At 54.7% G+C, this 12945-nt stretch carries 11 protein-coding genes, 1 pseudogene and 1 riboswitch; of the genes and pseudogenes, 8 read left to right on the top strand and 4 right to left on the bottom strand.

Going from position 1 to position 12945, the window contains the following annotated elements; all coding sequences use genetic code 11:
• Nucleotides 1–31 precede the first annotated feature (31 nt).
• From Q3O06_RS02735 to tsaD, 3 genes are all read left to right on the top strand, one after another.
• Complete coding sequence (locus tag Q3O06_RS02735) at nt 32–1984, top strand: cytochrome c biogenesis protein ResB (RefSeq protein ID WP_301817565.1); 1953 nt, start codon at nt 32–34, stop codon at nt 1982–1984.
• Nucleotides 1977–3164 carry a c-type cytochrome biogenesis protein CcsB gene (gene ccsB / locus Q3O06_RS02730; protein WP_301817550.1) on the top strand — a complete coding sequence of 396 codons (1188 nt, stop codon included), beginning with the start codon at nt 1977–1979 and terminating at the stop codon, nt 3162–3164. Before Q3O06_RS02735 ends, ccsB begins: the two co-directional genes overlap by 8 nt.
• Nucleotides 3165–3279: 115 nt before the next feature.
• Nucleotides 3280–4344, top strand: a complete 1065-nt coding sequence (gene tsaD / locus Q3O06_RS02725; RefSeq protein ID WP_301817549.1) for a tRNA (adenosine(37)-N6)-threonylcarbamoyltransferase complex transferase subunit TsaD — start codon at nt 3280–3282, stop codon at nt 4342–4344.
• 43 nt (nt 4345–4387) lie between these two features.
• Here tsaD and Q3O06_RS02720 read toward each other — a convergent pair whose 3' ends face one another.
• A complete protein-coding gene (locus tag Q3O06_RS02720) occupies nt 4388–5239 on the bottom strand; it encodes a lysophospholipid acyltransferase family protein (RefSeq protein ID WP_441338281.1) in 852 nt (283 codons plus the stop codon).
• A 100-nt stretch (nt 5240–5339) separates the two neighbouring features.
• Nucleotides 5340–5447: riboswitch (SAM-I-IV-variant riboswitch) on the top strand.
• A gap of 183 nt (nt 5448–5630) precedes the next feature.
• On the opposite strand from Q3O06_RS02720, the gene metK reads away from it, so the two are divergent.
• Nucleotides 5631–6800, top strand: coding sequence for a methionine adenosyltransferase (gene metK, locus Q3O06_RS02715; RefSeq protein WP_003676347.1), 1170 nt, complete (start codon nt 5631–5633; stop codon nt 6798–6800).
• Between the two features lie 91 nt (nt 6801–6891).
• Here metK and Q3O06_RS02710 read toward each other — a convergent pair whose 3' ends face one another.
• Nucleotides 6892–7338 (bottom strand): Rrf2 family transcriptional regulator, encoded by a 447-nt coding sequence (locus Q3O06_RS02710; protein ID WP_301817544.1) that lies wholly within the window; start codon nt 7336–7338, stop codon nt 6892–6894.
• A 173-nt stretch (nt 7339–7511) separates the two neighbouring features.
• Here Q3O06_RS02710 and Q3O06_RS02705 point away from each other — a divergent pair, with 173 nt between their 5' ends.
• Both Q3O06_RS02705 and Q3O06_RS02700 read left to right on the top strand, forming a co-directional pair.
• Nucleotides 7512–7901, top strand: coding sequence for a hemerythrin domain-containing protein (locus Q3O06_RS02705; protein WP_301817542.1), 390 nt, complete (start codon nt 7512–7514; stop codon nt 7899–7901).
• 28 nt (nt 7902–7929) lie between these two features.
• Nucleotides 7930–9087 carry an NnrS family protein gene (locus Q3O06_RS02700; RefSeq protein WP_301817541.1) on the top strand — a complete coding sequence of 386 codons (1158 nt, stop codon included), beginning with the start codon at nt 7930–7932 and terminating at the stop codon, nt 9085–9087.
• A 57-nt stretch (nt 9088–9144) separates the two neighbouring features.
• Here Q3O06_RS02700 and Q3O06_RS02695 read toward each other — a convergent pair whose 3' ends face one another.
• Nucleotides 9145–10017 (bottom strand): prephenate dehydrogenase, encoded by an 873-nt coding sequence (locus tag Q3O06_RS02695; protein WP_301817539.1) that lies wholly within the window; start codon nt 10015–10017, stop codon nt 9145–9147.
• A gap of 84 nt (nt 10018–10101) precedes the next feature.
• Between Q3O06_RS02695 and Q3O06_RS02690 the strand changes: the two genes are divergently transcribed.
• Nucleotides 10102–10914 (top strand): carbon-nitrogen hydrolase family protein, encoded by an 813-nt coding sequence (locus tag Q3O06_RS02690; protein ID WP_301817537.1) that lies wholly within the window; start codon nt 10102–10104, stop codon nt 10912–10914.
• A 98-nt stretch (nt 10915–11012) separates the two neighbouring features.
• Nucleotides 11013–11888, top strand: coding sequence for a DMT family transporter (locus Q3O06_RS02685; protein WP_301817535.1), 876 nt, complete (start codon nt 11013–11015; stop codon nt 11886–11888).
• Between the two features lie 732 nt (nt 11889–12620).
• Here Q3O06_RS02685 and Q3O06_RS02680 read toward each other — a convergent pair.
• Nucleotides 12621–12836 (bottom strand): annotated as a pseudogene (locus tag Q3O06_RS02680) (opacity family porin); the annotation flags it as partial.
• Nucleotides 12837–12945 lie beyond the last annotated feature (109 nt).

The following is a 12945-nucleotide window of genomic DNA, read 5'->3' as shown; positions in this document are numbered from 1 at the left end:
TTCCCGTCCGTGGTTCGCTTTTTTCAGCTCCATGCGCTTTGCGGTCGCCTTGCTCAGTCTGCTGGGTATTGCATCGGTTATCGGTACGGTGTTGCAGCAAAACCAGCCGCAGACGGATTATTTGGTCAAATTTGGACCGTTTTGGGCGCAGATTTTTGGTTTTCTGGGACTGTATGATGTCTATGCTTCGGCATGGTTCGTTGTCATTATGCTCTTTTTGGTCATCTCGACCAGTTTGTGCCTGATTCGCAATGTGCCGCCGTTCTGGCGCGAAATGAAGTCTTTCCGGGAAAAGGTCAGGGAGAAATCTTTGGCGGCGATGCGCCACTCTTCGCTGTTGGATGTAAAAATTGCCCCCGAAGTTGCCAAACGTTATTTGGAGGTGCAGGGTTTTCAGGGAAAAACCATTAACCGTGAGGATGGGTCGGTTCTGATTGCCGCCAAAAAAGGCACGATGAACAAATGGGGCTATATCTTTGCCCATGTTGCTTTGATTGTCATTTGCCTGGGCGGGCTGATAGACAGTAACCTGCTGTTGAAGCTGGGTATGCTGACCGGTCGGATTGTTCCGGACAATCAGGCGGTTTATGCCAAGGATTTCAAGCCCGAAAGTATTTTGGGTGCGTCCAATCTCTCATTTAGGGGCAACGTCAATATTTCTGAGGGGCAAAGTGCGGATGTGGTTTTCCTGAATGCCGACAACGGGATGTTGGTTCAGGACTTGCCTTTTGAAGTCAAACTGAAAAAATTCCATATCGATTTTTACAATACGGGTATGCCGCGCGATTTTGCCAGCGATATTGAAGTAATGGACAAGGCAACCGGTGAGAAACTCGAGCGGACCATACGGGTCAATCATCCGCTGACATTGCACGGTATTACCATTTATCAGGCAAGCTTTGCGGATGGTGGTTCGGATTTGGCATTTAAGGCGTGGAATCTGGGTGATGCTTCGCGCGAACCTGTCGTGTTGAAGGCAACATCCATGCGGCAGTTTCCGTTGGAAATTGGCAAACACAAATATCGTCTTGAGTTCGATCAGTTCACTTCTATGAATGTGGAGGACATGAGCGAGGGGGCGGAACGGGAAAAAAGCCTGAAATCCACGCTGAACGATGTCCGCGCCGTTACTCAGGAAAGTAAGAAATACACCAATATCGGTCCTTCCATCGTGTACCGCATCCGTGATGCGGCAGGGCAGGCGGTCGAATATAAAAACTATATGCTGCCGGTTTTGCAGGAACAGGATTATTTTTGGATTACCGGCACGCGCAGCGGTTTGCAGCAGCAATACCGTTGGCTGCGTATTCCTTTGGACAAACAAGGGAAAGCGGACACTTTCATGGCATTGCGCGAGTTTTTGAAAGATGGGGAAGGGCGCAAACGTCTGGTTGCCGACGCAACCAAAGACGCACCTGCCGAAATCCGCGAACAATTCATGCTGGCTGCGGAAAACACGCTGAACATCTTTGCACAAAAAGGCTATTTGGGATTGGACGAATTTATTACGTCCAATATCCCGAAAGAGCAGCAGGATAAGATGCAGGGCTATTTCTACGAAATGCTTTACGGCGTGATGAACGCTGCTTTGGATGAAACCATACGCCGGTACGGCTTACCCGAATGGCAGCAGGATGAAGCGCGGAACCGTTTCCTGCTGCACAGTATGGATGCCTATACGGGGCTGACGGAATATCCCGCGCCTATGCTGCTGCAACTTGACGGGTTTTCGGAAGTGCGCTCTTCAGGTTTGCAGATGACCCGCTCGCCCGGTTCGCTTTTGGTCTATCTTGGTTCGGTATTGTTGGTTTTAGGTACGGTATTTATGTTTTATGTTCGGGAAAAACGGGCGTGGGTATTGTTTTCAGACGGCAAAATCCGCTTTGCTATGTCTTCCGCCCGCAGCGAACGGGATGTGCAAAAAGAGTTCCCAAAACACGTCGAGAGTCTGCAACGGCTCGGCAAGGACTTGAATCATGACTGAACACTATAAAACCCTTCCGGAACACGAGCTGCTGGTTCGAAAGTCTTTTATCCGTAATTTGAATATTTGGGATTGGGTGTTTGCCGCGCTGGTTTTTGCGGGTACGGTTTTCGTACAGACCCGTTCCGGTATGCATATGGACATTTACGAAACGGTCATGTTGTGGGCGAGTGCCGGTATTGCCGTGTTTTTGGGTTGGTTTTTCAAACCGATGCGCTGGTTTGTGCCACTGTGCATATTGTTTGCTTATGCTGCCGTCGGTTTGTACGGAGGCGACATCAAATCGGCAGAGATTTTCCTGTTGCGGTATTTCCTCAGCAGCCAATCGGCGATTATGTGGCAGTGTGCTTTTGTCTTCTTCGCCCTGTTCGCCTATATTTCGGGCGCGGTTTTGGCAAGAGTAAAAAATGTGCCGACCAACACGCTGTTGGGTATGGGAACCGTGTTTGCATGGGTGTCTGCTGTAGCAGGCTTTACTGGTCTGCTGGTACGTTGGCACGAAAGCTATCTGCTCCGTCCCGATGCAGGGCATATCCCCGTGTCCAACCTTTATGAAGTGTTCATTCTGTTTTTGGTCATTACCGCGCTGATGTATCTGTATTACGAGGGTAAATTTGCCGTGCAGAAATTGGGCTGCTTCGTGTTCGGCTTTATGGCGGTCGTGGTCGGCTTTGTGTTGTGGTACAGCGTGTCCCGCGAGGCGCACACCATCCAGCCGCTGATTCCCGCGCTCCAGTCTTGGTGGATGAAAATCCACGTTCCGGCAAACTTTATCGGTTACGGCGCGTTCTGTATTTCCGCGATGCTCGGTATTGCCGAACTGGTTTCCCTGCGTGCGGAAGAAAAAGGCAGAAAACTGTGGCTGCCGCCGTCGGCATTGATCGACGAGGTGATGTATAAGGCGATTGCCGTCGGCTTTCTGTTCTTTACCATTGCCACCATTTTGGGTGCGCTGTGGGCGGCGGATGCTTGGGGACGCTATTGGAGCTGGGACCCGAAAGAGACGTGGGCGTTCATCGTCTGGCTCAATTACGCCGTTTGGCTGCATTTGCGGCTGGTGGCAGGCTGGCGCGGCAAAGTGCTGGCGTGGTGGGCGATTATCGGTTTGTTCGTAACCGCATTTGCCTTTATCGGCGTGAATATGTTTTTGAGCGGGCTGCATTCTTACGGAACGCTTTGATACGGTACGACGATGCCGTCTGAAGGGCTTCAGACGGCATGTTCCGTTTTAGGGATACGGCAGTCGTGCCGAAATCCGCTAAAATACGTTTTTCAGTTTTTAACGGCATCAGACCATGTTGGTATTAGGAATCGAATCTTCTTGCGACGAAACAGGCGTTGCGCTGTACGACACCGAACGTGGATTGCGGTCGCATTGCCTGCACACTCAAATGGCAATGCACGCCGAATACGGCGGGGTCGTGCCGGAATTGGCAAGCCGCGACCATATCCGCCGCCTTGTTCCGTTGACTGAAGGCTGTTTGGCGCAGGCGGGCGCATCGTATGGCGATATTGACGCGGTTGCCTTTACGCAGGGGCCCGGTTTGGGCGGCGCGCTGCTGGCGGGGTCGAGTTACGCCAACGCGCTGGCTTTGGCATTGGACAAGCCTGTTATTCCTGTCCATCATTTGGAAGGGCATCTGCTTTCGCCGCTGTTGGCGGATGAAAAACCCGACTTTCCTTTTGTCGCGCTGTTGGTTTCGGGCGGGCATACGCAGATTATGGCGGTCAGGGGCATAGGCGATTACGAGCTTTTGGGCGAGAGCGTCGATGATGCGGCGGGCGAGGCATTCGATAAAACGGCAAAATTGCTCGGATTGCCGTATCCGGGCGGCGCAAAGCTTTCCGAACTTGCCAAATCGGGCAGCCCCGATGCCTTTATTTTCCCACGCCCGATGATTCATTCCGACGATTTGCAGATGAGTTTTTCAGGATTGAAAACCGCTGTTTTGACTGCCGTTGAAAAAGTGCGTGAGGCAAACGGTTCGGAAACCATACCCGAGCAAACCCGCAACGATATTTGCCGCGCATTTCAGGATGCGGTTGTGGACGTATTGACGGCAAAAGTGAAAAAGGCCTTGTTGCAGACGGGATTCAGAACGCTGGTTGTGGCAGGTGGTGTCGGTGCGAATTGGAAGCTGCGCGAAACGTTCGGCAACATGACGGTGCAAATCCCGACCCCAAAAGGCAAGCCGAAACATCCGTCCGAAAAAGTCAGCGTGTTTTTCCCGCCGATGGCATACTGCACGGACAACGGTGCCATGATTGCCTTTGCCGGTGCGATGCACCTGGGCAAGGGCAGGGAGGTCGGTGCATTTAATGTACGCCCGCGCTGGCCGCTGTCAGAAATCGTCAAATAGCAAAATGCCGTCTGAAACCTGTTCGGACGGCATTTCCATATGTTTACGGCGTTTTGTAGCGGTTGTACATAAACAGATACTGCGTCGGAAAACGGCGTATCCAATATTCGGTATTGCGGTTGAACACGGCGGCATCGTGGGCTTTGTCGCCGTTCAATTCCCCTTGGATGGGGCGGATGTGCAACACGAAGCCTTGTCCGTCGGGCAGGCGTTCGCAGCAGAAAAACAGGGTTTTCACGCCTTTGACGTTTGCCAGTTTTGCCGCCAGCGTCATCGTATAGGCAGGTTTGCCGAAAAAATCTACCCACACGCCGTCTCCGCCTTCCTGAGGCGAAGGGACGTGGTCGGGCAGGATGATGGTTGCCTCGCCCGCGCGCAGGGCTTTGATGATTTGTTTGACCCCTTGTATGCCGGTGGGCGCGGTTTTGCCTTTGCCGCGCACCCTGCCCGCCTGCATCACTTTGTCTATCGCTTTGATTTTCGGCGGTTTGTACATGGCGGTCAGCGGGAACGGAAGCTGCTGGCTGATGTAGCGTCCGCCCAAATCGTAGCTGCCGATGTGCGGCGTGATGAGCAGCAGCCCTTCGTGTTTGTCCAAAGCCTGCTGCACATATTCCCAACCGTGTACCGATTGGAACAGCGTTTCGATGTCTTCCGGCTTTTTGAAAAACGCGGGGGCGAGTTCCAAACCGCATTTTGCCGTTTCCGCAAAAACGGCTTTGACCGTCTGCGTGTCGGGGTTCAAACCCGCCTGACGCATATTGGCAATAATGCGTGCCCGGTCTTCTTTACGCAGGTAAAACGCCAGATGCCCGAGGAAAACGCCCAGTTTGTGCAGTGAGGGCAGGGGTAGCAGGGAAAGGGATTTGAGCAGGGCGGTCAATAAGGTATACATAGCGGGGGTGAAAGGGGGAAACAGCCCGAATTGTAAACGAAACATGCCGTCTGAAAAAGGGAACGGCTTGCGGCGGAAAGGCTTTTCTGCTAACATCGACAACTTGCATCAAGAGTTGGAAATTCCATGCCAACCTGCTTTTCGAGGGAAAAGTAAGGTGGACGGTTGAAAAGCCGATGTGGCCGCAAAGGCAATCCAAACCCGCTTGATGCGGGAATTTTTTTGCCTGTACGAAACGTACGGACAGAGATTCCAAAGTGCCTTTCAAATAGGAATATTTCTCAACTGAATGGTACGAATAGGGAAATTTTGCTATATTTCCCGCTGTCGACATTATGTTCATACAACATGCCGTCTGAAGAAGATGGTTTGTTTTTCAAGGAAAATCTCAATGAGCGAATATCTGTTTACTTCCGAATCGGTATCCGAAGGCCATCCGGATAAAGTTGCCGACCAAGTGTCCGATGCGATTTTGGATGCCATCTTGGCGCAAGACCCCAAAGCGCGTGTCGCGGCGGAAACTTTGGTCAACACAGGCTTGTGCGTATTGGCGGGCGAAATCACCACCACCGCCCAAGTGGACTACATCAAAGTCGCACGCGAAACCATCAAACGCATCGGTTACAACTCCTCCGAGCTGGGCTTTGACGCCAACGGCTGCGCGGTCGGCGTGTACTACGACCAGCAATCCCCCGACATCGCCCAAGGCGTGAACGAAGGCGAAGGCATCGACCTGAACCAAGGCGCGGGCGACCAAGGCCTGATGTTCGGCTACGCCTGCGACGAAACCCCGACCCTGATGCCGTTTGCCATCTATTACAGCCACCGCCTGATGCAGCGTCAAAGCGAATTGCGCAAAGACGGCCGCCTGCCTTGGCTGCGCCCTGACGCAAAAGCGCAACTGACTGTGGTTTACGACAGCGAAACCGGCAAGGTAAAACGCATCGACACCGTCGTCCTGTCCACCCAGCACGATCCTGCAATCAGCCATGAAGAACTGAGCAAAGCCGTCATCGAGCAGATTATCAAGCCCGTCCTGCCGTCTGAACTGCTGACTGACGAAACCAAATACCTGATCAACCCGACCGGCCGCTTCGTCATCGGCGGCCCGCAAGGCGACTGCGGTTTGACCGGACGCAAAATCATCGTCGATACCTACGGCGGCGCAGCTCCGCACGGCGGCGGCGCATTCTCCGGCAAAGACCCGTCCAAAGTGGACCGTTCCGCCGCCTACGCCTGCCGCTATGTTGCGAAAAACATCGTAGCCGCCGGTTTGGCAACCCAATGCCAAATCCAAGTTTCCTACGCCATCGGCGTTGCCGAACCGACTTCGATTTCCATCGACACTTTCGGCACAGGCAAAATCAGCGAAGAAAAACTGATTGCCTTAGTTCGCGAACATTTCGACCTGCGCCCCAAAGGCATCGTCCAAATGCTCGACCTTTTGCGTCCGATTTACGGCAAATCTGCCGCCTATGGCCATTTCGGCCGCGAAGAGCCTGAGTTTACTTGGGAGCGTACCGACAAAGCGGCCGCATTGAAAGCAGCCGCCGGTCTGTAATTTGGTCTGAATAAAGAAATGCCGTCTGAAACCGAACTGCCTCCGGAGGCGGTTTGTGTTTCAGACGGCATTTTTGCAGCCTTTTGCAGCCTTAATGTTGCGTTACAATCGGGATTCTCGGTTCGTAGAGCAGGTCGTAGGTCGGCTTGTTGAGCAGGTCTTGCAGCGTGAAGCCGTCCAGATACGTGAAAAACGACTTCATTGCGCCGCCGAGTATGCCCGTCAGGCGGCAGGACGGTGTAATCAGGCATTCGTTGTTCTCGCCCATGCATTCGACCAGCTGCATCGGTTCGAGGTGGCGGACAACCGATCCGATGTTGATGCGGTCTGGCGGTGCGGCAAGCCTCAGCCCGCCGCCTTTCCCGCGTACGCTGTGCAAGAACCCGCCTTTGACCAGCGCGGTAACGACCTTCATCAGATGGCTTTTGGAAATGCCGTAGGTCGAGGCGATGGTAGCGATGTTGACCAGCGCGTCGTCGTTGACGGCGGTGTAGATGAGGACGCGCAGCCCGTAGTCGGTATGTTGGGTCAGATACATGATTTTCTCGGTATGGATCGTTATTCTTATCGGTACGGTTTAAGTTTCACGGAAAATACCCTAATGGTTGAAACCCTGTCCGTCGGGGCGGTAGAATGCAGCCTGTCTGCGGCGGTATGCCGTCTGAAACATCCGCGCTACCGTTTGATAATTTGTTATTGTAACTCAAAATCATGAAACCGTTGAAACGACATCCCGCCCTTATCGGTCTTTCGAGCGAGCATCACCATTCGCTTTCCCTGTGCGTGCGCTTGTTGCGTACGCCGGAAGAGGAACATCGGAACGAGCTCGAGCCCCATTTTGCCGAGCTGGAAGTCCATTTTCGCGAAGAAGAAACCATGTTCGCCCCTGTCTGGCAGAATATTGTCCCCGAGCTCAAAGCCCGTTTCGAGAGGGACCATGCCAAACTGCGGCAGATGATGGCGGAACCCGAATACGGGAGCAAAGTATGGAACACGGATTTTGCCATAACGCTTCGCGATCATGCGCGGTTTGAAGAACGCGAACTGTTTCCTGCCGTAGAACCTTTTTTGCCGTCTGAACTTGCCGGTTCGGAGGGGTAAATATATTAATGAAGAATAAGGAACACACATGAATGCATTTACCAAGCACCCCGTCTGGGCGATGGCGTTCCGCCCGTTTTATTCACTGGCGGCACTGTACGGCGCATTGTCCGTATTGCTGTGGGGTTTCGGCTACACGGGAACGCACGAGCTGTCCGGTTTCTATTGGCACGCGCATGAGATGATTTGGGGTTATGCCGGTCTCGTCGTCGTCGCCTTCCTGCTGACCGCCGTTGCCACATGGACGGGACAGCCGCCCACGCGGGGCGGCGTTTTGGCCGGGCTGACCGCCTTTTGGCTGGCGGCGCGGATTGCCGTTTTCATCCCCGTGTGGGGTGCGGCGGCAAGCGGCATACTCGGCACGCTGTTTTTCTGGTACGGCGCGGTGTGCATGGCTTTGCCCGTCATCCGTTCGCAGAATCAACGCAACTATGTCGCCGTGTTCGCGCTGTTCGTCTTGGGCGGCACGCACGCGGCGTTCCACGTCCAGCTGCACAACGGCAACCTAGGCGGACTCTTGAGCGGATTGCAGTCGGGCCTGATTATGGTGTCGGGCTTTATCGGTCTGATCGGGATGCGGATTATCTCGTTTTTCACGTCCAAACGGTTGAATGTGCCGCAGATTCCCAGTCCGAAATGGGTGGCGCAGGCTTCGTTGTGGCTGCCCATGCTGACTGCCATGCTGATGGCGCACGGTGTGTTGGCTTGGCTGTCTGCCGTTTTTGCCTTTGCGGCAGGTGTGATTTTTACCGTACAGGTTTACCGCTGGTGGTATAGGCCCGTGTTGAAAGAGCCGATGCTGTGGATTCTGTTTGCCGGTTATCTGTTTACCGGATTGGGGCTGATTGCGGTCGGCGCGTCTTATTTCAAACCTGCCTTCCTCAATTTGGGCGTGCACCTGATCGGTGTGGGCGGTATCGGTGTGTTGACTTTGGGCATGATGGCGCGTACCGCGCTCGGTCATACGGGCAATCCCATTTATCCGCCGCCTAAATCCGTTCCGGTCGCATTTTGGCTGATGATGGCGGCAACTGCCGTCCGCATGGTTGCCGTATTTTCTTCCGGTACCGCCTATACGCACAGTATACGCACATCTTCGGTTTTGTTTGCCATCGCGCTTTTGGTGTATGCGTGGAAATACATCCCGTGGCTGATCCGTCCGCGTGCCGACGGCAGGTCGGGTTGAGACAAACCGCCGCAGATTTCGGGTCTGCGGCGGTTTGCTTTTCAGACGGCATGGCGGTCAGTTGCCGTCCAGCCAGCGGTCGCGTGTGGTTTTGGCTTCTTCAAAATAGCGGTACAGGGCTTCGCGGTCGTCGGCGGTCAGGATGTCTGCCAAAACGTCCAACTGTTTGCCCAAGCCTTGAATCAGTTGCAGCAGGCTGTCTTTGTTGGCAAGGCAGATGTCCGCCCACACGGCAGGGTGGCCGGAAGCGATGCGGGTAAAGTCCTGAAAGCCCGTGGCGGCAAATTTCAGATATTCCTGCCTGTCGGGGTGGTCGAAAAGCTGGTGGACATAGGCGAAGGCGGTCAGGTGGGGCATATGGGAGACGGCGGCGAAAACCGCGTCGTGGCGTTGCGCGTCCATCGTGAAAATGTCCGCACCGACCGCGCGCCATAGGTTTTCTACCAATGCAATGCCGTCTGAATCTTCGCCGCCGTGTGGTGTGATGATGAGTTTTCTGTGGCGGAACAGCCCGAACTGCGTGGCTTGCGCACCGCTTCTGTCCGAACCGGCAATCGGGTGCGCGGCGATGCAGTGGTGCAGGCGGTCGGGCAGACAGCGGCGGAAGGCTTCGATGACCGAAGATTTGGTGCTGCCGACATCGGAAATCCAAGTGTGTTCCGGCAAAACGGGGCGCAGCGCGGTCAAAATGGCAGGAACGGTGGCGACGGGCGTGGCAATCAGCACCAAATCCGCGCTGCCGATGCTGTCCGCGTCGATGGCAACGGACGCACGGTCAATCACGCCGCGTTCCAATGCACGTTCGAGGTTGTCGCGGTCGGTGTCGATACCGGTAACGGTGCGGACGAGTCCCTGCCTTTTGAGGTCGAGAACGAACGAACCGCCGATCAGACCTACACCGATGAGGGCAATATGGTTCAAAATGGGCATTTGTGTAAACGGTTTTCGCAAAGTGCCGTCATGGTAGCCTATCGGCGGAATATGCCGCAAGGTCGGCAGGAAAAAGGAGAAGAAATGGACAAAATCAGAGTTGCCGCCGTGCAGATGGTGTCGGGCGTGTCGCCTGAAGCCAACGTCGCCGCTATGAAACGCTTGGTCGCACGGGCGGCGGAGCAGGGTACGGATTGGGTGCTGCTGCCCGAATATTGGGTACTGATGGGCGCAAACGATACCGACAAACTCGCGCTTGCCGAGCCTTTGGGTGGCGGACGTTTTCAGACGGCATTGGCGGAAACGGCGAAAGAATGCGGCGTGGTGCTGTTCGGCGGAACCGTGCCGCTGCAAAGCCCCGAAGCGTGCAGGGTCATGAATACTTTATTGGTGTACGGAAGCGATGGCAAACGGACGGGGCTGTACCACAAAATGCACCTCTTCGGTTTTTCCGGTTTGGGCGAACGCTATGCCGAAGCCGATACCATCCGCGCGGGCGGGGATGTGCCGCATCTGTCGGCGGACGGCGTATCCGTGGCGGCAGGCATCTGTTACGACTTGCGTTTTCCCGAATTTTTCCGCCGCCAGCTGCCGTTTGACGTATTGATGTTGCCCGCTGCGTTTACGCACACGACGGGCAAGGCGCATTGGGAGCTGCTTTTACGTACGCGTGCCGTCGAAAACCAATGTTACGTCGTGGCGGCGGCTCAGGGCGGACTGCACGAAAACGGCAGGCGCACATTCGGACACAGTATGATTGTCGATCCGTGGGGCGACGTGTTGGACGTATTGCCCGAAGGCGAAGGCATCGTTACGGCAGACATCGATGCCAACCGCCTGAACAGCGTCCGCAGCCGCCTGCCCGCCCTGAAACACCGGGTTTTGGATGCCGTCTGAAGCGTTCAGACGGCATTGCCGGCGATGAAATATCTGTTTTATCAGGCGGGGCAACAGCCTTTTTACTTTTTGTATAACCATCCGACTTTATCACTCATATGTTTTACCAAATCCTTGCCCTGATTATCTGGAGCAGCTCGTTTATTGCCGCCAAATATGCCTATGGCGGCATCGATCCCGCACTGATGGTCGGCGCGCGCCTGCTGATTGCCGCGCTTTTGGTGCTGCCCGCCTGCCGCCGGCATATCGGCAAGATTCCGCGCGAGGAATGGAAGCCCCTGCTGATTGCGGCGTTTGTCAACTATGTGCTGACCCTGATGCTGCAGTTTGTCGGACTAAAATATACGTCTGCCGCCAGCGCATCGACCATCGTCGGACTCGAGCCGCTGCTGATGGTGTTTGTCGGACACTTCTTTTTCAACGACAAAGCGCGTGCCTACCACTGGATATGCGGCGCGGCGGCATTTGCCGGTGTCGCGCTGCTGATGGCGGGCGGTGCGGAAGAGGGCGGCGAAGTCGGATGGTTCGGCTGCCTGCTGGTGTTGTTGGCGGGCGCGGGCTTTTGTGCCGCTATGCGTCCGACGCAAAGGCTGGTGGCCCGTATCGGCGCACCGGCATTCACATCTGTTTCCATTGCCGCCGCATCGCTGATGTGCCTGCCGTTTTCGCTTGCTTTGGCGCAGAGTTATACGGTGCATTGGAGTTGGCAGGGCGTGGTGTCGCTGCTGTATTTGGGCGTGGGGTGCAGCTGGTACGCCTATTGGCTGTGGAACAAGGGGATGAGCCGTGTTCCTGCTAACGTGTCGGGACTGCTGATTTCGCTCGAACCCGTGGTCGGCGTGTTGTTGGCGGTTTTGATTTTGGGCGAACACCTGTCGCCCGTGTCCGCTTTGGGCGTGTTTGTCGTCATCGCCGCCACTTTTGCCGCCGGCTGGTTGTCGCGCAACAGGGGCGGGGAGGGCGATGCCGTCTGAAGGCGGTGGGACGGGTTTGTATTTGCGCCGATGAGGACGCGCGCCACATATTTTGCGGAAGCCGTTGCAGCCGCATAAGTGATGCAGGCTTTATGTCCGATGCCGTTTCCAAGATGAACAAGCATCCTGATTTTTCTATTTTTTTAGAATTAAAAAAAGTATTGCACCCCTTTGGCGGGGTGAGATATATCAAAGTGTCCGCCGATTGGACATTTTTTGGCGTATCCCGTCCCTATCGAACACCCCGGCAGCCTCCGCTTTGAACGCGCAACCGCCAAGGCTTGCAGCATAGGGCAGTGCTGTAGGGTGGGCTTCAGCCCACCGCTTCGATGGCATCAAATGCCTTGTCGGGCTTCAGACGGCATCGCCCCCGCCGCCGTCATTCCCGTGCTCGGGCAACGGCAGTTTCTAAAGATCATAAAAACCCGTCATTCCCGCGCAGGCGGGAATCTAAACCTTCGGGAAACGGCAATATTCAAAGATTATCTGAAAGTTTGAGGTTCCGGATTTCCGTTTCCACGGGAATGACGAAAGGTTGCGGACATCAAGGGGATGACGGGGTTTCAGAATGATTTAAGATAAATCAATCCCGCAATTCGGGGATAACCGTTTTATGCGTCGGATTTCGCAAACAGGCTGTTTTTGCACAAGCCCTGCCGCAGGTGGAAAGCAGGAAAAAGAAACCGCCGCAATGGCGGCGGTCGGCTTGCCGGCGGATGCCGGTTTCGGGGGTTAGAATTTTACGCGGACGCCGGCGGTATATTCGTTGGCAAATACCCTTGTATCGTCAAATTTGCCCAAATAATTGAAGCGGTAGCCCAAATCCAAAGTAACGTTGGGTGCGACTTCAAAGCCGACACCGCCCAATGCGCCGATGCTTGCTTTGGTTTTACTGTATTTTCCGTCTCCATCTTTTAAGGTCAATCGGTTCAGTCCCAAACGCGCGCCGACATAAGGTTCTGAGAGATCCCCTCATAATTTCCCCAAAGCGTAACCATGTGTGAATAAATTTTGAGCTAGTAGGGTTGCAGCCACGAGTAAGTCTTCCCTTGTTATT

The sequence above is a fragment of the Neisseria maigaei genome, assembly GCF_958267405.1.
In the GTDB taxonomy this organism is placed as follows: Bacteria; Pseudomonadota; Gammaproteobacteria; order Burkholderiales; family Neisseriaceae; genus Neisseria; species Neisseria bergeri.
This window is presented reverse-complemented; position numbering and strand designations above follow the sequence as displayed.

Bases quoted from the DNA above. Each gene is read 5' to 3' on its own strand.
- Q3O06_RS02735 (WP_301817565.1), top strand. From the start codon at position 32: ATGCGCTTTGCGGTCGCCTTGCTCAGTCTGCTGGGTATTGCATCGGTT.
- ccsB (WP_301817550.1), top strand. From the start codon at position 1,977: ATGACTGAACACTATAAAACCCTTCCGGAACACGAGCTGCTGGTTCGA.
- tsaD (WP_301817549.1), top strand. From the start codon at position 3,280: ATGTTGGTATTAGGAATCGAATCTTCTTGCGACGAAACAGGCGTTGCG.
- Q3O06_RS02720 (WP_441338281.1), bottom strand. From the start codon at position 5,239: ATGTATACCTTATTGACCGCCCTGCTCAAATCCCTTTCCCTGCTACCC.
- metK (WP_003676347.1), top strand. From the start codon at position 5,631: ATGAGCGAATATCTGTTTACTTCCGAATCGGTATCCGAAGGCCATCCG.
- Q3O06_RS02710 (WP_301817544.1), bottom strand. From the start codon at position 7,338: ATGTATCTGACCCAACATACCGACTACGGGCTGCGCGTCCTCATCTAC.
- Q3O06_RS02705 (WP_301817542.1), top strand. From the start codon at position 7,512: ATGAAACCGTTGAAACGACATCCCGCCCTTATCGGTCTTTCGAGCGAG.
- Q3O06_RS02700 (WP_301817541.1), top strand. From the start codon at position 7,930: ATGAATGCATTTACCAAGCACCCCGTCTGGGCGATGGCGTTCCGCCCG.
- Q3O06_RS02695 (WP_301817539.1), bottom strand. From the start codon at position 10,017: ATGCCCATTTTGAACCATATTGCCCTCATCGGTGTAGGTCTGATCGGC.
- Q3O06_RS02690 (WP_301817537.1), top strand. From the start codon at position 10,102: ATGGACAAAATCAGAGTTGCCGCCGTGCAGATGGTGTCGGGCGTGTCG.
- Q3O06_RS02685 (WP_301817535.1), top strand. From the start codon at position 11,013: ATGTTTTACCAAATCCTTGCCCTGATTATCTGGAGCAGCTCGTTTATT.